The sequence below is a fragment of the Polaribacter sargassicola genome (assembly GCF_021991835.1).
Lineage (GTDB): Bacteria > Bacteroidota > Bacteroidia > Flavobacteriales > Flavobacteriaceae > Polaribacter > Polaribacter sargassicola.
Map to the genome: position 1 here is coordinate 170301 of NZ_JAHDAU010000001.1, position 22892 is coordinate 193192.

The 22892-nt window shown below is 27.6% G+C and carries 19 protein-coding genes; 8 read left to right on the forward strand and 11 right to left on the reverse strand.

The features are described from left to right. Nucleotides 1–253: 253 nt before the first annotated feature. The gene (locus tag KI686_RS00640) at nt 254–2512 is read left to right on the forward strand and encodes an inorganic phosphate transporter (RefSeq protein ID WP_237587293.1); all 2259 of its coding nucleotides are present in this window, start codon (nt 254–256) and stop codon (nt 2510–2512) included. Between the two features lie 61 nt (nt 2513–2573). Here the strand turns inward: KI686_RS00640 and KI686_RS00645 are convergent, their stop codons facing one another. From KI686_RS00645 to KI686_RS00680, 8 genes are all read right to left on the reverse strand, one after another. Continuing rightward, a complete protein-coding gene (locus tag KI686_RS00645) occupies nt 2574–4775 on the reverse strand; it encodes a patatin-like phospholipase family protein (RefSeq protein WP_237587294.1) in 2202 nt (733 codons plus the stop codon). Further along, nucleotides 4772–6568, reverse strand: a complete 1797-nt coding sequence (gene uvrC, locus KI686_RS00650; protein WP_237587295.1) for an excinuclease ABC subunit UvrC — start codon at nt 6566–6568, stop codon at nt 4772–4774. Before uvrC ends, KI686_RS00645 begins: the two co-directional genes overlap by 4 nt. A gap of 310 nt (nt 6569–6878) precedes the next feature. Further along, on the reverse strand, nt 6879–7490 hold the full coding sequence (locus KI686_RS00655) for a lipoprotein signal peptidase (protein ID WP_237587296.1): 612 nt from the start codon (nt 7488–7490) through the stop codon (nt 6879–6881). 42 nt (nt 7491–7532) lie between these two features. Beyond that, entirely contained in the window at nt 7533–8177 is a 645-nt protein-coding gene (locus tag KI686_RS00660) for a hypothetical protein (RefSeq protein WP_237587297.1), read from the reverse strand. Nucleotides 8178–8225: 48 nt separating this feature from the next. Then, nucleotides 8226–8603 carry a TraR/DksA family transcriptional regulator gene (locus tag KI686_RS00665; RefSeq protein WP_237587298.1) on the reverse strand — a complete coding sequence of 126 codons (378 nt, stop codon included), beginning with the start codon at nt 8601–8603 and terminating at the stop codon, nt 8226–8228. A 5-nt stretch (nt 8604–8608) separates the two neighbouring features. Beyond that, nucleotides 8609–12016: an isoleucine--tRNA ligase gene (gene ileS, locus KI686_RS00670; protein WP_237587299.1), complete on the reverse strand. Its 3408-nt coding sequence runs from the start codon at nt 12014–12016 to the stop codon at nt 8609–8611. A gap of 51 nt (nt 12017–12067) precedes the next feature. Next, nucleotides 12068–13816 (reverse strand): T9SS type A sorting domain-containing protein, encoded by a 1749-nt coding sequence (locus tag KI686_RS00675; RefSeq protein WP_237587300.1) that lies wholly within the window; start codon nt 13814–13816, stop codon nt 12068–12070. Between the two features lie 75 nt (nt 13817–13891). Then, nucleotides 13892–14653, reverse strand: coding sequence for a TerB family tellurite resistance protein (locus KI686_RS00680; protein WP_237587301.1), 762 nt, complete (start codon nt 14651–14653; stop codon nt 13892–13894). A gap of 344 nt (nt 14654–14997) precedes the next feature. On the opposite strand from KI686_RS00680, the gene KI686_RS00685 reads away from it, so the two are divergent. Genes KI686_RS00685 through KI686_RS00695 form a run of 3 tightly spaced genes read left to right on the forward strand, consistent with a single transcriptional unit; the run spans nt 14998 to nt 16380 of the window. Beyond that, nucleotides 14998–15408 carry a BrxA/BrxB family bacilliredoxin gene (locus KI686_RS00685; RefSeq protein WP_237587302.1) on the forward strand — a complete coding sequence of 137 codons (411 nt, stop codon included), beginning with the start codon at nt 14998–15000 and terminating at the stop codon, nt 15406–15408. A gap of 35 nt (nt 15409–15443) precedes the next feature. Beyond that, on the forward strand, nt 15444–15719 hold the full coding sequence (locus KI686_RS00690; RefSeq protein WP_237587303.1) for a hypothetical protein: 276 nt from the start codon (nt 15444–15446) through the stop codon (nt 15717–15719). Nucleotide 15720: 1 nt separating this feature from the next. Further along, nucleotides 15721–16380, forward strand: coding sequence for an HD domain-containing protein (locus KI686_RS00695; protein ID WP_237587304.1), 660 nt, complete (start codon nt 15721–15723; stop codon nt 16378–16380). Between the two features lie 41 nt (nt 16381–16421). Here the strand turns inward: KI686_RS00695 and KI686_RS00700 are convergent, their stop codons facing one another. Then, complete coding sequence (locus KI686_RS00700) at nt 16422–17300, reverse strand: AraC family transcriptional regulator (protein WP_237587305.1); 879 nt, start codon at nt 17298–17300, stop codon at nt 16422–16424. Nucleotides 17301–17507: 207 nt separating this feature from the next. Here KI686_RS00700 and KI686_RS00705 point away from each other — a divergent pair, with 207 nt between their 5' ends. The 4 genes from KI686_RS00705 (at nt 17508) to KI686_RS00720 (ending at nt 20576) form a co-directional block, all read left to right on the forward strand. Continuing rightward, entirely contained in the window at nt 17508–18098 is a 591-nt protein-coding gene (locus KI686_RS00705) for a T9SS type A sorting domain-containing protein (protein ID WP_237587306.1), read from the forward strand. A 263-nt stretch (nt 18099–18361) separates the two neighbouring features. Beyond that, a complete protein-coding gene (locus KI686_RS00710; RefSeq protein ID WP_237587307.1) occupies nt 18362–18895 on the forward strand; it encodes a hypothetical protein in 534 nt (177 codons plus the stop codon). Between the two features lie 270 nt (nt 18896–19165). Next, entirely contained in the window at nt 19166–19747 is a 582-nt protein-coding gene (locus tag KI686_RS00715; protein ID WP_237587308.1) for a T9SS type A sorting domain-containing protein, read from the forward strand. Between the two features lie 265 nt (nt 19748–20012). Then, complete coding sequence (locus KI686_RS00720; RefSeq protein WP_237587309.1) at nt 20013–20576, forward strand: T9SS type A sorting domain-containing protein; 564 nt, start codon at nt 20013–20015, stop codon at nt 20574–20576. Nucleotides 20577–20659: 83 nt separating this feature from the next. Here KI686_RS00720 and KI686_RS00725 read toward each other — a convergent pair whose 3' ends face one another. Both KI686_RS00725 and KI686_RS00730 read right to left on the reverse strand, forming a co-directional pair. After that, nucleotides 20660–21436: an enoyl-CoA hydratase/isomerase family protein gene (locus KI686_RS00725; protein ID WP_237587310.1), complete on the reverse strand. Its 777-nt coding sequence runs from the start codon at nt 21434–21436 to the stop codon at nt 20660–20662. Between the two features lie 17 nt (nt 21437–21453). Then, the gene (locus tag KI686_RS00730) at nt 21454–22863 is read right to left on the reverse strand and encodes a sensor histidine kinase (protein ID WP_237587835.1); all 1410 of its coding nucleotides are present in this window, start codon (nt 22861–22863) and stop codon (nt 21454–21456) included. Nucleotides 22864–22892: the final 29 nt, after the last annotated feature.

Genomic DNA, 22892 nt, shown 5'->3' on the forward strand with positions numbered 1-22892 from the left:
ACCTTTAATTAATTTTAAAAATTATTTTTTCTAAATTAAAGCAATTCTTAATACCTTTCATCAATTAAAAATCTACCATTTTTTCTTAAAAAAATGAAGAAAAAAATTTGTCTGTCATCTATCAAAATAATGGTTATTATAATAGGGAATTTATAGTTTACTAAATTGCTTTAATAGCTAATTATATAACATAAACATAACATACAATTTTTTTTGTGTTTGTAGATTTGCAAACCTAAAACAATATATAAAAATGGGAGATCCATATATTTTGATGCTTATTGCTTTAGCTATTTTAGCTATTGTAGATTTAATTGTTGGAGTAAGTAATGACGCTGTTAATTTCTTAAATTCAGCTATTGGCTCTAAAGCAATATCAGTAAGAAACATAATGCTTATAGCCAGTATAGGTGTGTTCTTTGGCGCAGTTACCTCTAGCGGAATGATGGAAGTGGCTAGAAAAGGTATCTTTAACCCAAACATGTTTATGTTTCAAGACATTATGTTCATTTTTATGGCCGTAATGATTACAGACATTTTACTATTAGATATTTTTAACTCTATTGGAATGCCTACATCAACTACTGTTTCTATTGTATTTGAGCTTCTTGGTGCAGCTGTTAGTATATCATTAATTAAAATTGCTGCTAATGAAGGACAATCATTTTCTGATCTCTGGAGCTATATAAACCATGAAACTGCAACAGTAATAATTTTTGGTATTTTATTATCTGTAGTTGTCGCTTTTTCTGTTGGAGCTTTAGTACAATTTATTTCTAGAGTAATATTTTCATTCAATTTTGAAAAAAGACCTACATATATTAGTGCGGTTTTTGGTGGTTTTGCTATAACCGCAATTACTTATTTTATTATCATTAAAGGTCTTAAAGGAACACCTTTTTACAAAGACCTAGAACATTTAATAGAAGGTAATACTCTAATGATTATTGTTGGTAGTTTTATTGCCTGGTCTATTATATCACAACTTTTAATTAAATTATTTAAAATTAATATTTTAAAACTAATTATTGGTGTTGGTACTTTTTCTTTAGCAATGGCTTTTTCTGGTAACGACTTAGTAAATTTTGTAGGTGTACCTATTGCCGCTTGGAACTCTTACCAATCTTGGGTTAGCTCTGGTATTGAACCCGATGCTTTTTCTATGGGAATTTTAGCAGAAAAAGTACCTTCTAATATGTTATTATTGTTATTAGCTGGTGCAATTATGGTTATTACTTTATGGACTTCTAGTAAGGCACAAAATGTTATAAAAACTGGTATCGATTTATCTCGCCAAGGAGAGGGTCATGAAAAGTTTCAACCAAACACATTATCAAGAATTTTTGTTAGAATTGCTATGGGCATTAATGTTGGTATAAGTTATGTAATCCCTAAAACAACATTAACTTTTATTGATTCTAAATTTCAAAAACCTATTATAGAGTTACCAAAAGATAAAACTTATGAATTACCTGCTTTTGATTTAGTAAGGGCTTCTGTTAACCTTATTGTAGCAGGTATTTTAATATCTATTGCAACATCTATGAAATTACCTTTATCTACAACCTATGTAACTTTTATGGTAGCAATGGGTACATCTTTAGCAGATAGAGCTTGGGGAAGAGAAAGTGCTGTTTATAGGGTAGCAGGTGTAATTAATGTTATTGGTGGTTGGTTTTTAACAGCAATTGTTGCCTTTTTAGCTTCTGCATTAGTAGCATACTTAATTAGTTGGGACATGATTATGATTCCTATTCTATTAGCTCTTGTTGCATTTTTAATAATTAGAAATTCTTTAATTTATAGAAAAAAATCTAAAGAAGTTAAAAAACAAGAATATATTGAGAGGTCAGAATTAATTACCATTAATGGTGTTATAGAAGAAAGTGCAGATCATATTTCTAGTGTAATAGCAAGAGTAAATAAATTATATACTAATGTTGTAAATGATCTAGGCAATCATGATTTAAATAAGTTACGCAAAACAGACAAACATGTTGCTAAACTTAATGAAGAAATAGATAGTTTAAAAGATGGCGTTTTCTACTTTATAAAATCTTTAGATGAAACTTCTGTACAAGCGAGTAGATTTTATATTTTAGTTTTAGGTTACTTACAAGATGTTGCTCAATCTATAAGTTATATTTCTAGAGCAAGTTACAAGCACGTAAACAACAATCATAAAAACTTAAAGAAAGCTCAAATAAATGACTTAAATGAAATAGATGCTCAATTAACTACTTTATTAACTAAAGAAGCTTTAATTTTTGAAAAAAGACAACTAGATAATCTTAATGGCCTAATTATAGAAAAAACATTATTGTTAAAAGACGTGTCTAAATCTATAGAAAAACAAGTAGCAAGAATTAGAACAGATGAAACAAGTCCTAAAAATACTACTTTATACTTTAGCTTACTTTTAGAAACAAAAGATTTAATTAAGGCATTAATGAACTTATTAGAAACCTACGAAGAGTTTCATTTAAGTACAAAAAACAAAAAAACTGATTAAATAAAATACTAATAAATATCTTAAAAAAAATCCAGTAAGGTTATTCTTTACTGGTTTTTTTTTAAAACCAAAAACCAAAATTAAATAACCAATATCTTTCTCTATTATCTGGAGACCAACTATACTTTAATTCTATAGGACCAAAGAAACTGTTATAACTATAACCAACTGCATAACCAGACTTAAGCTCATTAAACAACTTTAGGTTTCTAAAAACATTATCATCTAACTTAGCATAATTAGCTATAAAAGACACATAACTATTACTATTAAAAGCATAACTTAAATTAAGTTCGGTTTTTATAAAAGAATCGTTAGAAAGATCTGCCATTTCATACCCGTAAAAAGAATAAAAATTATTTATAAAATTCTTATTGTAACCACCTAAATAAAAATCAAAAAAATCAGAATTTACTTCCCTTAAAGTAAAACCTGCTTCGTTAGTTACCTTTAAAGTTAATTTGTCTTTATAAGATTTTGCAAAACCAAATGTACCTTTTGCTTGAGCAAAACTTATAAAATTATCATTATAATCAGATGAACTCATGTACCATTTAAAATTAAAATCTGCAAAATATCCTTTTGTAGGAAAATATTTTTTATCGTAAGTATCTAATTTTATATAACCATAACTATTTAAATAGTTACTATTATCAAAAATTGTTTCTTCTTCATTAGATATAGAAATTGTTTCTGTAGTTGCTTTTAAATATTTGTGTTCTAAGCCCAAACCAATAGCAAATTTTCTATTAAAAGTTGTTTGTAAAAAAAACTGATTTGTAATGTCTGTATATTTTAAATTAATTCTACTTATGTTAGGATATTCTTCTGGTAGTATATTAAATCTAGAGTTGGTTGAAAAATGATTGTACCTAGATGTTAACCCGTAACTTGTATAAAATCCGTTATCTACAAAATAGTTTAAATTATACCTTAAATTGTCTCCTAAAATTAGATCTAGAGAAAACATATCATTATTAATTAATAAATGTTTCTGATTATAATTAGCTAATACACCTGTCTTATAAAGATTATCAAAATGAAACCCTAATTTTAAATTTGCGTTTTCTAAAGATTCTTTTAAAAGAAAATTAATCTTATAAGTACTATCTTTTTTTTGATGTAAACTGTATTCTATTCTATCGTAATTTTTGGTTGATGATAGTTGATAAATCTTTTGTGTTATTTCTTTTCTAGAAAGCGTATCTCCTTCTTTAATATTTATTTTACCTAAAACAAAAGCACGAGTATAACTGTAAGAACCATTTAAATCTATCTCTGAAATTAAATACTTTTTATCATCAAAAAATAACTTCTTTCTTTCTTTTTTATTTTTTTGATTTGCAGCTAATTTTTTAAAAACATCGCTAAATTTTGCTCCTTCAATAGTTCCTTTTTCTAAAATTTCTTCTTTTTTATCAAAATCTACAACACCAAAACCATATGTGTCTGGATGAATATAAATATCTATATTCTTTTTTTCTTGATCTGTTTTATTATACATTTGATAATTAACAAGTTGACTTAAAATATCTACTGCAGAATTTAATTTATCTTTTTTATTTAATTTGCCTTCCACATCAACACCAATTACTAAATCTATCCCTTTAGCTTTCATTATACTTATCGGAAAATTGTTTGCAAGACCACCATCTACCAAAAGCTTATCATCTAAAGCAACAGGGTTTAACAACGTAGGAAAAGAACCACTAGCTCTTAACGCCAGAGGCAAAGAACCTTTTTCTAACAAAATCTGATTTCCGTTTTCAACATCAGTAGCAATACAAAAAAAAGGAATTGGTAATTTTCTAAAATCAGAAATACCTTCTACAGAAGATAAAAGCTCTATTAATAAGTTTAAAATATTCTGACCTTTAGAAACTGCTCTTGGCAAACCAATATTACCTTCACTTATAGGTAAAGTTAATATGGTTCTTTCTCCGAATTCTTTCTCAAAAAAAGGTTCTGCTTTTCTAGGCAGTTTATCTTGCAATAAAGGTATAAAGTCTGTTTCTAAGATAATTTTCTCTATTTGCTCACCAGAATAACCAATTGCATACAAACCACCAACAATTGCCCCCATACTTGTACCACCAATATAGTCTAATTGTAAACCTGCTTTATCTATCTCTTTTAAAATCCCTACGTATGCAAATCCTTTTGCACCACCACCACTTAATACTAATCCTATTTTTGGTTGTTTTTCTTGACTATGGAAAACAATTGTAAATAACAAAAAAAAGGCAATTATATATTTTTTCATTTTTTTACGGTCTCAAAATAATTATACACTTTTAAAGCTCTAGCATTACCAATGACATCCTTTAAATCTTGAAAAGAAGCTTCTTTTACACGTTTGGCCGATTTAAATTTACGTAATAAAGTTGTAATTGTTTGCTTACCAATATCCGGAATTTGTTCTAATTCTGATTGTATTGTGCTTTTACTACGTTTATTTCTATGAAATGTAATACCAAACCTATGTGCTTCATTTCTTAAATACTGTGTAATCTTTAAAGTTTCAGATTTCTTATCTAAATATAATGGCACTGGGTCTCCTGGATAATAAATTTCTTCTAAACGTTTTGCTATACCAATAATGGCAATTTTACCTCTTAAACCTAAAATATCTAAACTTTTTAATGCAGATGAAAGTTGCCCTTTACCTCCATCAATAATAATTAATTGTGGTAAAGGTTGGTCTTCTTCTAACAAGCGCTTATACCTTCTATAAACAACCTCTTCCATAGAAGCAAAATCATCTGGCCCTTCTACCGTTTTTATATTATAATGTCTGTAATCTTTTTTACTTGGTTTTCCGTCTTTAAAAACTACACAAGCTGCCACCGGATTTGTACCTTGTATGTTAGAATTATCAAAACATTCTATATGTCTTGGTTCTTCATGCAAACGCAAATCTTTTTTCATTTGTGCCATTAACCTTTTTACATGCCTATCAGGATCAACAATTTTAATTTGCTTAAATTGTTCTTGTCTGTAGTATTTTGCATTTCTTTCTGATAATTCTACAATTCGTTTTTTATCTCCTAATTTAGGGATGGTAACTTTTACACTTTCTCCTAAATCTACTTTAAAAGGCACGTAAATTTCTGGTGATTGAGACTCGAAACGCTGTCTTATTTCTACAATAAAGAGTTCTAACAATTCTTTATCGGTTTCATCTAATTTCTTTTTTATTTCTGTTGTATGAGATTGAATGATAGATCCATTAGAAATCTTTAAAAAATTTGCATAACCGTGAGTTTCATCAGAAATAATAGAAAAAACATCTACATTATTTATAGATGGATTTATAATAGTAGATTTTGCTTGGTAATTACTTAATAAACTTAGTTTTTCTTTAATCTTTTGCGCTTCTTCAAATTCCATTTTTTCAGCGAAAGACATCATCATTTTTTGAAACTTCTCTAAACTTTCTTTAAAGTTTCCTTTAATTATATTTCTAATTTCTTTAATAGAATCGTTGTATAACTGTTCTGTTTCTAAACCTTCGCAAGGACCTTTACAATTTTTTAAATGATATTCTAAACAAACTTTATACTTGCCTTCGTTAATATTTTTACGACTTAAATCGTAATTACAAGTTCTTAAAGGATAAAGTTCTTTAATTAAATCTAACAGAATTCTAACTGTTTTTACAGAAGTATAGGGCCCAAAGTATTCAGAGCCATCTTTTATAACTCTACGTGTCATAAAAACTCTTGGAAAACGTTCTTTTTTTATACACAACCAAGGATAACTTTTATCATCTTTTAATAAAACATTATAACGCGGCTTGTACTTTTTTATTAAGTTATTTTCTAATAAAAGAGCGTCTGTTTCTGTATTAACAACAATATGTTTAATACGTACAATCTTTTTTACAAGTACTCTAGTTTTACCGTTATCGTGAACTTTATTAAAATAAGAAGCTACTCTTTTTTTTAAATTCTTAGCTTTACCAACATAAATTATTACATCTTCTTTATCAAAATATTGATAAACTCCGGGTTCATTTGGTAAGGTTTTTATTTGAATTTCTAAAGGTGTAGACATAGAACGAAAATACAGTTTTTTAAATTTCTAGAATCTAAATAGAAATTCATTTTATCTAAAACAAGATATATTCTATTTTATTTTATAAAAAATTAATTATTTGTTAAAAAATAAGTATAATTACTTAGCTTTATTGCTTAACTTTAATTATATTTGCTAAGTATAAATCTCACTTTACAAAACAAATATAGGGGGAAAATATATTTGTTAAAAAAAAGTAAAAAAGGTTATCTATTTATTAGATAACCTTATTTTTTTTAGAAGCAATTTAACTTTTAACAAAAAAGCTATATAATTGTTAAAGAGTCCTTTATTTTTTTTCTACCTCTTTAGGAAAAGCTTGTTTACTAAAAATAAACAATAATGCAACACCAACACTAATAAAAGCATCTGCAGGATTGAATATATATTGAAAAAAAGTATAAAATTCTCCTCCAACAACAGGAATCCAACTTGGTAAAACACCTTCCCATAAAGGAAAGTAAAACATATCAACTACTCTACCATGAAAAATGGTTCCGTAAGGGTTTTCTGCAAAAAGCGTAGCAACTGCATTATTAGGATTATCAAAAATAACTCCATAAAACACAGAATCTATTATATTACCAACAGCACCTGCAAAAATTAATGCTATAGCAATAATAACACCGTTGTGTACTTTTCTTTTAATATTTTGAGACAGCCAATAGATAATACCTGTAACTGCAACCAATCTAAATAGCGTTAAAAAAAGCTTACCAATTTTACCACCAAACTCAAAACCCATTGCCATTCCGTTATTTTCTACAAAATGAATTTTAAACCAATCAAAAACAACAACTTCTTCACCTAAAATAAAGTTGGTTTTTACATAAATCTTAATTACTTGATCTAGAATAATTGCTAATACAATAGTAAGAATTGCAATATTTTTTTTTGACATTTTTTAAAATTTGAGTTCACAAAAATAATAATAAAATTATGGTTATTTGGTGGTTAAATAAATATTAGCTCTTATGCTTACCACATTAAGTTTATTATTATTATCTAATATTTCTTTTTGATATTTTTTCTGATATAAAGTAGTATCAACTTTTATTTTTCCATTATTAGAAGTTACATCAACACTACTATTATTTATAGATGCATAAACATTACCAGAATATAATTTAAGAAGTATGTTTGATTGTATTTTATTAAGTTTTACAATTCCGTTTTCTATATATACAGACAAATCATTTTTAACACTCTTAGCCTCTACAAATACATTTTCTCCAAAAATATTTACTTTTTTTTCTACAGGAATTTTAACAACAGCATCTGCCCTTTGCAGTCTTTTAGTAATAAACTTTCTAAAAATAATTTCTCTTGTTTCTGTTCCTTCAAAATTAAACTTAATATCTACTGAAGATTTATTTTCTGTTAAATCTACATACTGACTATCATAACTTTCTGCTTGTAAGTATACTTCTAAAAAACCAGAGTTAGAGTTTTCTATAATTAAATTATCTAATCCACTAGCATCAATATTTATTTCATCTACTTCTATTTCAATTTTTTCTACAATTTTTTTTTGCGAAAAAATCACAGTAGACATAAAAATTATTAATGGAAAAATTATTTTTTTCATAAAAAAAAGCTCCTTAATAAGAAGCTTTAGTTTTAATTATCTGTTTTATTATTGCTTTCTCTTAGCCTCTATGCTTAAAGTTGCATGAGGTACTAATCTTAAACGTTCTTTTTGTATTAATTTACCTGTAACTCTACAAACTCCGTACGTTTTATTCTCTATTCTTAATAATGCATTTTTAAGATCTCTTATAAATTTTTCTTGTCTGATAGCTAATTGTACATTTTTTTCTTTGTTCATTACTTCAGACCCTTCATCAAAAGATTTAAAAGATGAAGATGTGTCATTTGTTCCATTGTCAGAATCATTTTTATAAGCATCCTTTAATGCCGCTAAATCTTGTTCTGCTCTTGCTTTCTTTTTCTCTATGATAGCCTTAAACTCCTGTAAGTCTTGTTCTGAGTATCTTAATTTTACTTCTGACATAAATATTACAATTTTTCAATTAAAATTTTACTTTTTACAGTATCGAATTCAATATCTGTACCATTTTTTAACTCATCCACAAAAACCAATTCTTTGGTTAAAGTTTCACTCATTATGTAGCCTTTATTATCTGTAATTGATTGTTGTAAGTTTTCAAAATTTAAAACCGTTAATTTTATTTTATCTGTTACCTCTAAACCTGTGTCTTTACGTGCATTTTGTATTCTGTTTACCAACTCTCTGGCAATACCTTCTTTACGTAAATCTTCTGTTATAGTAACATCTAAAGCAACTGTTAACGCGCCTTCATTTGCAACTAACCAACCCTCTATATCCTTAGATGATATCTCTACATCTGAGAGCTCCAAAATAATATTTTTTCCATTAATGTCAACAGAAATGTTTTTATCTTTTTCTATTTTGTTAATATCTTCTTGATTAAACTCTTTTACTGCTGCTGCAATAAAACGCATGTCTTTACCAAACTTAGGTCCTAATGTTTTAAAGTTAGGTTTTATTTGTTTGATTAAAATATCTGAAGCATCATCTAAAATATTAATTTCTTTAATATTAACCTCATTCTTTATTAAATCTGCTACTGCTAAAATTTCTTCCTTTTGTTGCTCACTATCAACAGGAATCATAATTTTTTGTAATGGCTGACGTACTTTTATCTTTTCTTTTGCTCTTAATGATAAAACTAAAGAAGAAATTATTTGGGCGTTTTCCATTTTACGCTCTAAGCTTTTGTCTACAAAACTTTCGTCATATTTAGGGAAATCTGATAAATGTATACTTTCTGATGTTTCTTTACCAGTTACAGCATTTAAGTCTTGATACAGTTTATCCATAAAAAACGGAGCAATTGGCGCACCTAATTTTGCAATCGTAATCATACAAGTGTATAATGTTTGATATGCAGAAATTTTATCTGTTTGATAATCTCCTTTCCAAAAACGTCTTCTACTTAAACGTACATACCAGTTACTTAAATGATCTTGTGTAAAATCAGAAATAGCTCTTGCTGCTCTTGTTGTCTCGTATTCTTCGTAAAACTTATCAACTTTTGCAATTAAAGTATGTAATTCTGATAAAATCCAACGATCTATCTCTGGTCTTTCTTCTAAAGTAACATCTGCTTCTTTGTAAGCAAATCCATCTAAATTAGTGTATAAAGAAAAGAATGAATAGGTATTATATAAAGTACCAAAGAATTTACGTTTTACCTCTTCTATCCCTTCTAAATCGAATTTTAAATTGTCCCAAGGGTTTGCGTTAGAAATCATGTACCAACGTGTTGCATCTGCACCATAAGTTGATAATGTTGTAAACGGATCTGTAGCATTACCTAAACGTTTAGACATTTTATGTCCGTTTTTATCTAAAACCAATCCGTTAGAAACTACATTTTTATATGCAACAGAATCAAAAACCATGGTTGCAATTGCATGTAATGTATAAAACCAACCTCTGGTTTGATCTACACCTTCTGCAATAAAATCTGCTGGAAAAGATTCGTTTCCATCAATTTTTTGTTTGTTTTCAAACGGATAATGCCATTGTGCATAAGGCATAGAACCAGAATCGAACCAAACATCAATTAAATCGCTTTCCCGTTTCATTGGTTGTCCTGTAGATGAAACTAAAGTAATTTCATCAACAATATTTTTGTGCAAATCTATTTTTGCATAGTTTTCTTCTGAGTTGTTATCCACCTCAAAATCTTCGAAAATATCTTTTGCTAAAACACCTGCTTCTACAGCTTTTGCCATTTGCTCTTTTAGTTCTTTAACAGAACCTATACAAATTTCTTCTTTACCATCTTCTGTTCTCCAGATTGGTAACGGAATTCCCCAATAACGAGAACGAGATAAATTCCAATCGTTTGCATTTGCTAACCAATTACCAAAACGCCCAGTACCTGTAGATTCTGGTTTCCAGTTAATAGTTTTGTTTAAAGAATGCATTTTATCTTTTACATCGGTTACTTTAATAAACCAAGAATCTAATGGGTAATATAAAATTGGTTTATCAGTACGCCAACAATTAGGATAACTGTGCTTGTATTTTTCTACTTTAAAAGCCTTATTTTCTGTTTTAAGTTTAATGGCAATTTCTACATCTACAGATTTTTCTGGTGCTTCACCATCATCATAATATTCATTCTTTACATATTTACCTGCAAACTCAGTAACTTCTGGTCTAAATTTACCTTGTAAATCTACTAAAGGAACTAAATTATCATTTTCATCTTTTACCAACATTGGCGGAATTTCTGGTGTTGCTTGTTTACAAACCATTGCATCATCTGCTCCAAAAGTTGGTGCTGTATGTACAATTCCTGTTCCGTCTTCTGTAGTAACAAAATCTCCAGAAATCACTCTAAAAGCGTTTTCTGGATTATCGTTTGGTAAAACATAATCTAATAATTGTTCGTATTTTATACCTACTAAATCTTTACCAACAAATTCTTTTACAATGTAATAAGGTATTTTTTTATCACCTGCATTATAGGTTGATAATTCTTCTGCTGTTTCTAATTGAACATTATTTTTACCTGCAAATTGTTTAGCTACTAGGTTTTTAGCTAAAATTACTTTGGTAGGTTCAAATGTATATTGGTTAAAAGTATCAACTAAAACATATTCTATTTTTGGCCCAACCGTTAATGCTGTATTACTTGGCAATGTCCAAGGAGTTGTTGTCCAAGCTATAAAATAAACAGTTCCTTCGTTTTGTAAAAAATCTGGTAACGTTTCATTTATTGCTTTAAATTGTGCAACAATTGTAGTATCGGTTACATCTTGGTAAGTACCTGGTTGATTTAACTCGTGAGAACTTAAACCAGTACCTGCTTTTGGCGAATATGGCTGAATTGTATATCCTTTATAAATTAACTCTTTGTTATAAATCTGTTTTAACAACCACCAAACAGACTCCATATATTTTGGTTCATAAGTAATATACGGATCATCCATATCTACCCAATACCCCATTTTATTTGTTAGATCATTCCAAATATCTGTATAACGCATTACTGCTTTTCTACACGCTGCGTTATAATCTTCAACAGAAATCTTTTTACCAATATCTTCTTTGGTAATTCCTAATTCTTTCTCAACACCCAATTCTATTGGCAAACCATGCGTATCCCAACCTGCTTTACGCTTTACTTGGTAACCTTTCATGGTTTTATAACGCGGAAAAATATCTTTAATAGCTCTTGCTAAAACATGATGAACTCCTGGAAGTCCGTTTGCAGAAGGAGGTCCTTCAAAAAACACAAAAGGTTTTGCATTTTCTCTAGAAGTTACACTTTTCTCAAAAATGTTATTTTCTTCCCAATAGTTAAGAATTTCTTCTGCTACTTTCGGTAAGTCAAGTCCTTTATATTCAGGAAATTTCGCTTTCATTTTCTGTCTTTTCTAATAAGAATGCGAAAATACAGATTTTATTGCAATTATTTATTCTAAAATAAACTTCTTACTTAGTAGAATTCCTTTTACTTCTATTCTTGCTAAATAAACACCTTTAGATAGTTCTGGTAAGTAGATATTCTTCTCTTTTTCGTTTGTGTTAAAAGAAATATTTAACACTTGTTTTCCTAAAATATTAAAAATTGTAACATTAACTTCCTCTTCTGATAAATTAATGATTGACAATGTTTTATTGTCTTTCTTAAAAATTTTAATATTATCTAAAACAATTGGTTCTACACCTAACACGTTTTCAAAAAACCTATCTCTTGCAGGTATGCTAGCGGCTCCGGGTGAGTTTGGTGTACCTATTTTTGCCCATTGGTCTTCTGGTACAAAATCTGGTTTTGTAGTATAAACATAACTTTTATCTGACAGGTTTTCTGTTCCTTCTGGCGTTATTGTACCTTTATTATTATTACCATAAACAAAATGATCTGAACCTAATAATCTGTAATTAACAAAAGAATAAGGAAAAGATGTATTTGTAATATCATTACCTATAAAATTTTGAGATGGCGAAGTTGTATCACTAAAAAAAATTCCATAACCATCTGCTCTATTCCTTAAAAAGGTATTAAAAGGACCATTAGCTCCATGAGAATTATCTATAACGATGTTTCTACAAATATTTTGTTCAAATAAATTAGCATACGGATAATTACCGTGCAAAGTAATTTCTCCTGTAGAATCACTTGGCAATCCAGATTGATCCCAATAAGGGTCTGTAGAGTAATTATAAGCAAAAACATTTCCATTAGCACCAGATTGCAAAAGCATAGAATGTCTTAAATATTCAAAAATATTATCTTCTATTAAACACTCATTAGAGGTAGATTGCAAGATTACGCCATAAGCTCTACCTCCTTCTCCATAACCAAAAGCATGATGAAAATATGATTGATTGATATAAATATTTGAGCCATTTACAATATTTACATGTCCATAAGTTGCATTTTCTGATTCTACTTCCTTTACCCAAGAATTAACAACATAATTAAAAAGAATATTGCTATTTAAAACAGGTGAAGTATCATCTACTCTTAGTATTTTAATGTTTTCTATACCTACATTTTTTACAGGATTAATTTTTTTAATGTAAGGTGATTTATCTAATGAGTAATTTAACCTTAAAGGTGAAGCTAGAGATATTCTGTTTTCTACAATATCAATTATTTTAACAATTTGACCAACTGTCTCATTAGCCCAATCTGATGTTACAAACTCTGTATCTTCTTGAAAAATTTTAATCCAATCTCCTTCAGAAAAATTGCTTGCATCTAAAACATCTATATAATTATTGCCTTTTATTGCCTCTGATAAAAAATTAGTTGATATGTTTAAAAGCTCTCCACTAACCTCTATACCGTTTCCGTTACCAGATAAATCTATTTTAAAGATTGTATTATTAGTTGTAACACCTTTTAAAACAACATTACTCGGTAAAGAAATTGTGTTATTAAACAAAAATGTTCCTTCAGAAAATTCTAAAATTGCACCTGTACTTTCTACAGAAGCTAAAGCTGTTTTAACAAAGGCATCATTAGGTGTTACTCCGTCTCCAACAACGTCAAAGTCATCCATATTAATTTTTAAAAAATCATCAGATACATCTTTATTTTGCAAACCTACAATTGTCCAATCTACGCTTCTTTCACTCGATAATGTTTGACCATTTACAAACTTAATTGTTAAAAAAACAATTAGCACTACAAGATTTTTAATAATTTTAGTCATATATATTTCTGCCTATTTAAATAGGTAAATTTTTGTAAATAGATTAATAAAACACCACTTTAATGATAATAAGCTTTATAAACCTCGTTCACTTTTAATCTTTTCGTAGGCTGTTTGTATGCTTTGAAATTTTTCTTTTGCTCCTTTTAAATGCTCTTCTCCTAAACCTTGTAACTTATCTGGATGGTATTTTTTTACCATTTTTCTGTAAGCTGTTTTTACTTCTGAATCTGAAGCTGCTTTAGTTATTTCTAAAATTTTATAAGCATTTTCTGAAGAATCATAAAACATGGCCTTAATAGATTCAAAATCTCTTTGGTTGATGTATAAATAACCTGCTATTTTTCTGATTTCTTCTATTTCTGATTCTGATACAAATTCATCTGCTTTTGCAATACCAAACAAAAAATGAATTAATTGCAAACGAGAAGCGTGAGACATATTTTGTCTAATTTGTATACAAACCTGTCTTGCAGACACTTGCTTTTTTATAATTCCATTAAAAAGTTTAAAAGCATTATTGGCTCTTTCTTTACCATACATACCCACAAACTGACTTCTAACAAAATCTAGTTCTCTTTTGTCTACTTTTCCGTCTGATTTTATAACTATTGATGCTAAGACCAATAAACTCATTTCAAAATCTCCAGACTGTGTATTTGCTCGGTTTCCTCTATTTGTATTAACTCTTTCTTGATACTCTTTATGTTCTTGTAACAAGTCTTTTTCTGAAAAACCGTCTACAAAACTACCTAATGCAAAACCAATGGCTGCACCTATTGGACCTCCAAAAGTAAATCCTAATCCTGCGCCTAACCATTTTGTAAAACTTCCCATTTTTTATTTTTTTATGAAGCTGTAAAGTTACAAAGTTATTTAATTGTAAAAGGACCGGTTTTAAATTTTATAAAATTGGCAAATATGCTTTTGCATGAAGGATTGAAGCATTTGTTTGAGCTCTTTTTTGAAGAATGAAAAAAAAGCGAGTGCGGAAAGCCTGAAGATTTTTTATTAAAATGAAGTGTAACGTAATTTTAATAAAAAATGGGCATGCCCAAATTAAAAGATTATTAATGTTTTAAGCACATTTATTTAATTGATATTTCTATTGAAACTAGCATTTTAAGAATGTTGAATTTTGACAAACAAATACTTATCTTTGCATTTTAAATTTAGAAAATATGTATCCAGAAGAATTAGTAAAACCAATGCGTGATGAGTTAATTAACGCAGGTTTTAAAGCATTATATACAAGTGAAGATGTTGATAACGCAATGTCTAAAGAAGGAACAACTTTAGTAATGGTAAACTCTGTTTGTGGTTGTGCTGCAGGTACTGCAAGACCAGGTGCAATAGCTTCTTTAGGAGCAGATAAAACGCCAACAAACTTAACTACTGTTTTTGCAGGTGTAGAAAAAGAGTCTACTCAAAAAGCTAGAGAATATATGGTTCCTTTTCCTCCATCATCTCCTGCAATTGCATTATTTAAAGATGGTAATTTAGTACATATGTTAGAACGCCACCATATAGAAGGTAGATCTGCACAAATGATTGCGCAAAATTTAGCACAAGCTTACGAAGAATTTTGCTAGACATTTAAACATTAAAAAAAAATCCACTTATAATTATGAGTGGATTTTTTATTAAAAAACACTTAGAAATTATGGCATCAGAATTTTCTACTTATACTAAAGAAGAACTTTTAAAAAAGTTGAAAAAGCAGAAAAGATTTTTTATTATTAAAATAGTAGTAATTATTTTAATGATAATACTGGCCATTTTTTCTACAATAGAAAACGGCATCTCTTTTCATACTTTTTTGCCTTTATTTTTTATACCAATGTCTATTTTTATGTATTTAGATATTAATAACATAAAAAAAGAACTAAAAACTAGAAAGTAATATGAATAAAGGGCAAATAATAGAAAATACAATAAGTTTTGTAAAAAAAGAATTAGAAAATGCAGAAGGTGGCCATGATTGGTTTCATATAGAACGTGTTTTTAAAAATGCTGTTTTAATTTCTAAAAATGAAAAAGTTGATGCTTTTGTAGTTTCTTTGGGTGCTTTATTACACGATATTGCAGATCCTAAATTTTATGACGGAGACGAAACTGTTGGACCTAAAATTGCCAGCAAGTTTTTAAAATCTCAAAAGGTAGATCATCTAGTTATTAAACATGTTATCAACATTATTAAACATATATCTTACAAAAACTCTTTAGATAAAAACGCAAAAACATTTACCTCTAAAGAGTTAGAGGTTGTACAAGATGCAGATAGATTAGATGCTATTGGTGCAATTGGTATTGCACGTTGCTTTAATTATGGTGGTTTTAAAAATAGAGCTTTATATAACCCAGAAATTTTACCTAATTTAAATCTCTCTAAAGAAGAATATAAAGCATCTAAAGCACCAACAATTAATCATTTTTACGAAAAGTTATTACTTTTAAAAGATAAAATGAATACTTCTTCTGGTAAAAGAATAGCAGAACAAAGACATATATATATGGAGGGATTTCTAAATCAGTTTTATGATGAATGGAACGGAATTAAATAGTTGTTAATTCTGTTCACAAACATTTAAATATCTGTATACTCTTATTGTTGTTGTACAAAGTTTATCATTTCTCCTCTATATTTAGAAGCAGATTTACCTGTAAACTCTTTAAATAATTTATTAAAGTGAGAAAAATTATTAAAACCACATTCAAAACAAATATCTGTAATACTTGTTTGGCTTTCTGTTAATAATTTTGTTGCATGTACAACTCTATACTCATTTACCAATTTTGTAAATGTTTTACCAGTTGTTTTCTTAAAAAACCTACAAAACGCCGGCACAGTCATACTAACTAAACCTGCAATCTCATCTAAACTTATGTGTTGATTAAAGTTTTCGTTAATATGTTTAAAAATAATATCTATTTTACTGCTGTCTTGCGGTTGTGTTTCAAAAGCAAAACCATCTGCATTTAATAATGTATAGTCTTCTGATTTAGAAAGTGTGTGTAAAATTTCTAAAAGGATTAAAATTTGTTTAAATCCAGATTTTTCTGAAATCCTCTCTATCTTAGGACCTAATTTTTGTTTTGTTTTTACACCAAATAAAATTCCTTTCTTTGCTTTTTCAAATAAAATACTAATAGGTTTCATTTCTGGAGCATCAAAAAAATCTTTTCCTAAAAAATCTGGTTTAAATTGTATTAAAGATTCAGATCCATTAGTGGTAAGTCTATCTGTAAAACCATTATGAGGCAGATTAGAACCTATTAATAGTAATTGACTATTATTAAAATAAGACAAATGGTTACCAATATGTCTTTTTCCTTTTCCTTTATTTACATAAATTAATTCTATTTCTGGATGAAAATGCCAAAAGGCTTTTATCTCCTTTAAGAACTCTGTATGTTTTTTTACTAGTATAGAACTACCAAAGTCTGGACTAATTTTTTTTAGAGTGGGTTTAACGTTCATCATAATCATATAAATTTAAATCAAAATTACAACACTTAATTGTAAGAAGCTATATAAAATTACCAAAATTATATACTATTTTATCTAAACAATAATTTAACATTTATATAACTGATAAAATAGCATACAAACATACCAATTTTGATGTTTTTAGACCTAAACTTCTGCCATAAATTTGCAGTGTTATTAATTATTAAATAACATATGATTATGAAGAATACATTTAAAAAAAGTTTAGTAGTAGCGCTAATGTTTGGAACATTAATAGGTTACGCAAAAGACAACGTAAAATCTACAATTAGTAATTATGTAGATGACAATGTAAAAATTGTTTTTAAATCTGTAAAGAAAGGGCAAGCTTTAACTATAGAAAATGAAAATGGGTTAACCGTATATAAAGAGAAAATTAAAAATACAGGAAATTATTCTAAAACTTTTGATTTAACAAACTTAGAAGACGGTTTATATACTACACAATTAGAAAAAGATTTTGAATCTGTTGTTACCAAAATTAAAATTGAAAACGGAAAAGCAACATTTTTAGAAAGCAACAAGAAAAAGATTTATAAACCAATTGTTAGAACAGAAAAGAATATGGTTTTAATTTCTAAAATAGCTCTTGATAACAGTCCTTTAAGTATAGACTTATATTACAATGGTAATTTAATTAATTCAGAAACTTTAGAAAGTAAAGATGGTCTTGTAAACAGAGTATACAAATTATCTGAAACTGAAAAAGGAGACTACCAAGTTATTATTAAATCTGATAACAAAGTTTACACTAAAGATCTTACAATATAAAAATTTAGTTAATTGTTTCATCAAACTTCTGCTAAGGTTTGATAAAAAAAGCGAGTCATACCAGACTCGCTTTCTTTTTGCTAAAAACTTAAAAAAGTACCAAACTAATTAAAATTAACAGCAAAATATACCATATTAACACTTGTTAAAATCTCTAATTTTAAAGGGGATAAAATAGAATATATTATTGCCAATTCTGATGTTTTTATAACTCTAATACCAATATACCTTTGCAGTGTTATTAATCATTAAATGAGAAAAAAATGAAAACAACAAAACAAATTTTATTAGTAGCATTAATGTTTGTAGCATTAATAACTAATGCAGAAAATAAAGATCTTACAAATCCTATAAATAAAAAAAGAGTTAATGTTGAGTTTAAGTCTATAAAAGAAAAACAAACTTTAACTGTAGAAAACGAAAACGGATTATCTATCTATAAAAGAGGCGTTGATAAATCAAACAATAACTCTAAAATATTATTTAACATTAATAGCTTAAAAAATATTTTATCTAAAACTAATGTAGATAACGCTCTTTTAGATGATGATAAAAACAAAATATTTAAACCAGTTATTAGAACTGAAGAAAATTTAGTTTTAATTTCTAAAATAGCTTTTAATAAAGCTCCTTTATACATCAGCTTATATTATAAAGGTGATTTAATTCACTCTGAAACTTTAAAAGGTAATAGCATTGTAAATAGAATTTACAAATTATCTGAAACTGAAAAAGGAGACTATAAAGTAGTTATTAATACAGATAATAAAGTTTATAATAAAAACTTTACAATATAAAAATTTAGTTAATTGTTTCGTCAAACTTCTGCTAAGGTTTGACAATAAAAAGCGAGTCATGCCAGACTCGCTTTTTTATGCTCTTTATCTACCCTGTATTAAAATAAAAAGTAAATAGAATTATCAACAATATATTCTATTTTACCAACCCTAAAACATCAACACAAAACATACTGTTAATTTAATACACAAATGTACCAATTTTGATGTTTTTAAAACTTTACTTCCATTTTACCTTTGCAGTGTTATTAATCATTAAATACGATGAATATGAAAACAGCAAAACAAATTTTATTAGTAGCATTAATGTTAGGAACATTAATAGGTTACGCTAAGGACAACAAAATAGCTACATATGATAATGTAGATGATAACGTTAAGATTGTTTTTAAATCTGTAAAAAAAGGACAAGCTTTAACAATCCAAAACGAAAACGGAGAAATACTTTATAAAGCAAAAATTAAAAATTCTGGTAACTACGCTCAAACATTTGATTTTACAAATTTAGAAGATGGTTTATATACTACAGTATTAAAAAAAGATTCTGAATCTATCATTAAAAAAATTAAAATTAAAAATGGTAAAGTTTCTTTTTTAGATGATGCTAAGAAAAAAATCTTTAAACCAACCATAAGAACTAAAGATAACTTGGTTTTAATTTCTAAAATAGCTTTTAATAAAGCTCCTGTATATGTTAGCTTATATTATAAAGGAGACCTTATTCACTCAGAAACTTTAAAAGGAGATGAAATTGTTAACAGAGTTTATAAATTATCAGAACAAGAAAAAGGAGACTATAAAGTAGTTATTAATACAGATAATAAAGTTTATAATAAAAACTTTTCAATATAAAAATTTAGTTAATTGTTTTGTCAAACTTCTGCTAAGGTTTGACAGTAAAAAGCGAGTCATGCCAGACTCGCTTTTTTATGCTCTATATTTAAGTAAAGCCAATATGTAAATAGAATTACCACAAATATATACTATCTTAACATTTGTTAAAAATTAGATTTACCCTACCTGTTAATTTAGAACATAAACACACCAATATTGATGTATTTAAAACTATAATTCGATTATATCTTTGCAGTGTTATTAATCATTAAATACAATAAAGATGAAAACAACAATCAAAAAAAACCTAACAGTATTATTAATGTTTATCGCATTAATTGGTTATGCAAATAATAATGTAGATGACAATGTTAAGATTGTTTTTAAATCTGTAAAAAAAGGTCAGGCCTTAACTATAAAAGATGAGCAAGGCTTAGTTGTATATAAAGAAAAGATTAAAAATTCTGGTAACTATTCTCAAACATTTGATTTTTCAAATTTAGAAGATGGTTTATATACTACACAATTAGAAAAAGACTTTGAATCTGTTGTTAGAAAATTTGAAGTAAAAAACGGTAAAGCTTCTTTTTTAGATACTAATAAAAATAAAATCTTTAAACCAGTTATTAGAACTGAAGAAAATTTAGTTTTAATCTCTAAAATAGCCTTTAGTAAAGCTCCTTTATACATTAGCTTATATTACAAAGGTAATTTAATTCATTCTGAAACAGTAAAAGGAAACGAAGTTGTAAACAGAGTTTACAAATTGTCTGAAAAAGAAAAAGGAGACTACCAAGTAGTTATTAATACAGATAATAAAGTTTATAATAAAGACTTTACAATATAAAAATTTAGTTAATTGTTTCGTCAAACTTCTGCTAAGGTTTGACAATAAAAGCGAGTCATGCCAGACTCGCTTTTTTATGCTCTTTATTTAAAGTTTGGTTTTCTTTTTTCTAAAAAAGCAGAAGTTCCTTCTATAAAATCTTCTGTACCAAAACATTCTCCAAACTCATCTATTTCTACATTAAAACCGTTTGTTCCGTCTTCAAAATTAGCATTTACTGCTCTAATTGCTGCACTTATAGCTAATTTAGAGTTTTTCATAATCTTAATAGCTAAACCTTCTGCAAAAGGCAATAACTCTTCTTGTGTTGTTATATGGTTTACTAAACCACATTCTTTTGCATCTTTAGCAGAAATCATACCCGCAGTCATAATCATTTCCATAGCTTTACCCTTACCAACTAATTGAGGTAAACGTTGTGTGCCTCCGTAACCAGGTATAACACCTAAAGAAACTTCTGGTAAGCCCATTCTTGCATTATCTGATGCTATTCTAAAATGGCAAGACATAGCCAATTCTAATCCGCCACCTAAAGCAAAACCATTAATTGCCGCAATAACTGGTGTTGACAAATTTTCTACATAATCAAACAGTATTTCGTGACCAGATTTTGATAAAGAAGTACCTTCTTTTACAGAAAAATCTGCAAATTCAGAAATATCTGCTCCAGCTACAAAAGCTTTTTCTCCACTACCGGTTAATATAATTACCCTAATATTAGAGTCTTCTTCTAGCTCTTTAAAAGCTAAACTTAACTCATTAATGGTAATTTTATTTAATGCGTTTAATTTTTTTGGTCTGTTAATTGTAATTTGTGCTAAACTATCTTTTTTTTGAACTATTATATTTTTGTAATTCATCTCTTAAGAATTTTAAATTAATCTCTAGGTAAAACAACAGTAAAAACGGTACCAATACCTACTTTAGATGTAAAAGAAATATTACCTCCGTAAGCTTCTATAATATTTTTTATCATAGGTAAACCTAATCCCATACCACTAGATTTTGTAGTAAATTTAGGCTCAAATATTAAATCAATTAAATCATCTGGTATTCCTTTTCCATTATCAGAAACTATAATTTTTACATTATTATTTTCTGCTAAAACTTTTACTTCTATAAGTGGATTTTCTTCTTTATTTGTTGCCTGAATTGCGTTTTTAACTAAATTAGTTACAATTCTAATTAATTGTGTTTTATCTAAATTAACACATAATTTTTCTTCTAATGGAAGGTATTTTATATAAGTTTCTGCAAAAATATCTAAAGCAAATTTTACAACACTTATAATTTCTATCTCTTCTCTTTTTTGAGTAGGCATTTTAGCAAAATCAGAAAATGCAGACGCAATAGAACTCATTACATCTATTTGCTGAATTAATGTTTGGCTATATTCTGCCAATTTTTCTTTTATATTATCATCAGACGGATCAAACTTTCTTTCAAAGTTTTGAACCGTTAATCGCATTGGTGTTAGCGGGTTTTTAATTTCATGTGCAATTTGTTTTGCCATTTCTCTCCAAGCCTGTTCTCTTTCTGTCTGGGCTAATTTGGCAACACTTTCTTCTAGCTCATCAATCATATTATTATAAGCTTCTACCAAAACCATAATTTCTGAACTTGCTTTATTTAAAATAATCTTTTCGTTTCTTTTATGTAAACGAGTTTGCTCCATTTTATCAGAAATGGTTTTTATAGACCTAGTTATGTAACTCGATAAAAAATAAGCTAAAGAAATAGCGATTATAAACATTAAAACATATACTAAAGCCAATCTAGAGATAAACTCTTCTAACTCTTTTTCTATTTCTGAATTGTCTTGTGTAAACTGAAGTTCTAAAATACCGATTCTTTTATATTTTGGATCATGTATATAAGAATACGATGTTTGAAAACCTATTTTGTTATCTTCTACAGATTTTAATATTCTGTGATTAGAGTTTTCTGCTAATTCTTTTAATAAAACGGCAGGTATTGGGTTTTCTTCTATTTTTTCGAAAGCATTTGCTTTAGAAGATTTTAATAATTTACCTTCTAAATTGTAAATAGAAATATTTAATTTATTGATTGATGAAATTTCATAAATACGTTCTTTAAAAATTTTAGATAAATTTTGCGTATTTACAGGATAAGTTGTCTTGTTTTTTAATTCTAATTCTATAGTTTCTTTTGCTGTTGCTTCTTTTCTTTCAAAACGTTGAATATTGTAATCTTTTGTTTGCTCATCATATTGATAAACAGTTACTACCAATATTAAAATTGATGCCAACAACACCAACACTATCATTGATAAGAAAATACGTATTCTTAAAGAAA

What these genes read in the sequence shown, in the direction of transcription:
- KI686_RS00655 (WP_237587296.1), bottom strand. Translation starts at nt 7,490, where the DNA reads ATGTCAAAAAAAAATATTGCAATTCTTACTATTGTATTAGCAATTATT.
- KI686_RS00705 (WP_237587306.1), top strand. Translation starts at nt 17,508, where the DNA reads ATGAAGAATACATTTAAAAAAAGTTTAGTAGTAGCGCTAATGTTTGGA.
- KI686_RS00715 (WP_237587308.1), top strand. Translation starts at nt 19,166, where the DNA reads ATGAAAACAGCAAAACAAATTTTATTAGTAGCATTAATGTTAGGAACA.
- KI686_RS00710 (WP_237587307.1), top strand. Translation starts at nt 18,362, where the DNA reads ATGAAAACAACAAAACAAATTTTATTAGTAGCATTAATGTTTGTAGCA.
- KI686_RS00680 (WP_237587301.1), bottom strand. Translation starts at nt 14,653, where the DNA reads ATGGGAAGTTTTACAAAATGGTTAGGCGCAGGATTAGGATTTACTTTT.
- KI686_RS00720 (WP_237587309.1), top strand. Translation starts at nt 20,013, where the DNA reads ATGAAAACAACAATCAAAAAAAACCTAACAGTATTATTAATGTTTATC.
- KI686_RS00700 (WP_237587305.1), bottom strand. Translation starts at nt 17,300, where the DNA reads ATGATGAACGTTAAACCCACTCTAAAAAAAATTAGTCCAGACTTTGGT.
- ileS (WP_237587299.1), bottom strand. Translation starts at nt 12,016, where the DNA reads ATGAAAGCGAAATTTCCTGAATATAAAGGACTTGACTTACCGAAAGTA.
- KI686_RS00665 (WP_237587298.1), bottom strand. Translation starts at nt 8,603, where the DNA reads ATGTCAGAAGTAAAATTAAGATACTCAGAACAAGACTTACAGGAGTTT.
- uvrC (WP_237587295.1), bottom strand. Translation starts at nt 6,568, where the DNA reads ATGTCTACACCTTTAGAAATTCAAATAAAAACCTTACCAAATGAACCC.
- KI686_RS00685 (WP_237587302.1), top strand. Translation starts at nt 14,998, where the DNA reads ATGTATCCAGAAGAATTAGTAAAACCAATGCGTGATGAGTTAATTAAC.
- KI686_RS00645 (WP_237587294.1), bottom strand. Translation starts at nt 4,775, where the DNA reads ATGAAAAAATATATAATTGCCTTTTTTTTGTTATTTACAATTGTTTTC.
- KI686_RS00725 (WP_237587310.1), bottom strand. Translation starts at nt 21,436, where the DNA reads ATGAATTACAAAAATATAATAGTTCAAAAAAAAGATAGTTTAGCACAA.
- KI686_RS00660 (WP_237587297.1), bottom strand. Translation starts at nt 8,177, where the DNA reads ATGAAAAAAATAATTTTTCCATTAATAATTTTTATGTCTACTGTGATT.
- KI686_RS00695 (WP_237587304.1), top strand. Translation starts at nt 15,721, where the DNA reads ATGAATAAAGGGCAAATAATAGAAAATACAATAAGTTTTGTAAAAAAA.
- KI686_RS00730 (WP_237587835.1), bottom strand. Translation starts at nt 22,863, where the DNA reads ATGATAGTGTTGGTGTTGTTGGCATCAATTTTAATATTGGTAGTAACT.
- KI686_RS00675 (WP_237587300.1), bottom strand. Translation starts at nt 13,816, where the DNA reads ATGACTAAAATTATTAAAAATCTTGTAGTGCTAATTGTTTTTTTAACA.
- KI686_RS00640 (WP_237587293.1), top strand. Translation starts at nt 254, where the DNA reads ATGGGAGATCCATATATTTTGATGCTTATTGCTTTAGCTATTTTAGCT.
- KI686_RS00690 (WP_237587303.1), top strand. Translation starts at nt 15,444, where the DNA reads ATGAGTGGATTTTTTATTAAAAAACACTTAGAAATTATGGCATCAGAA.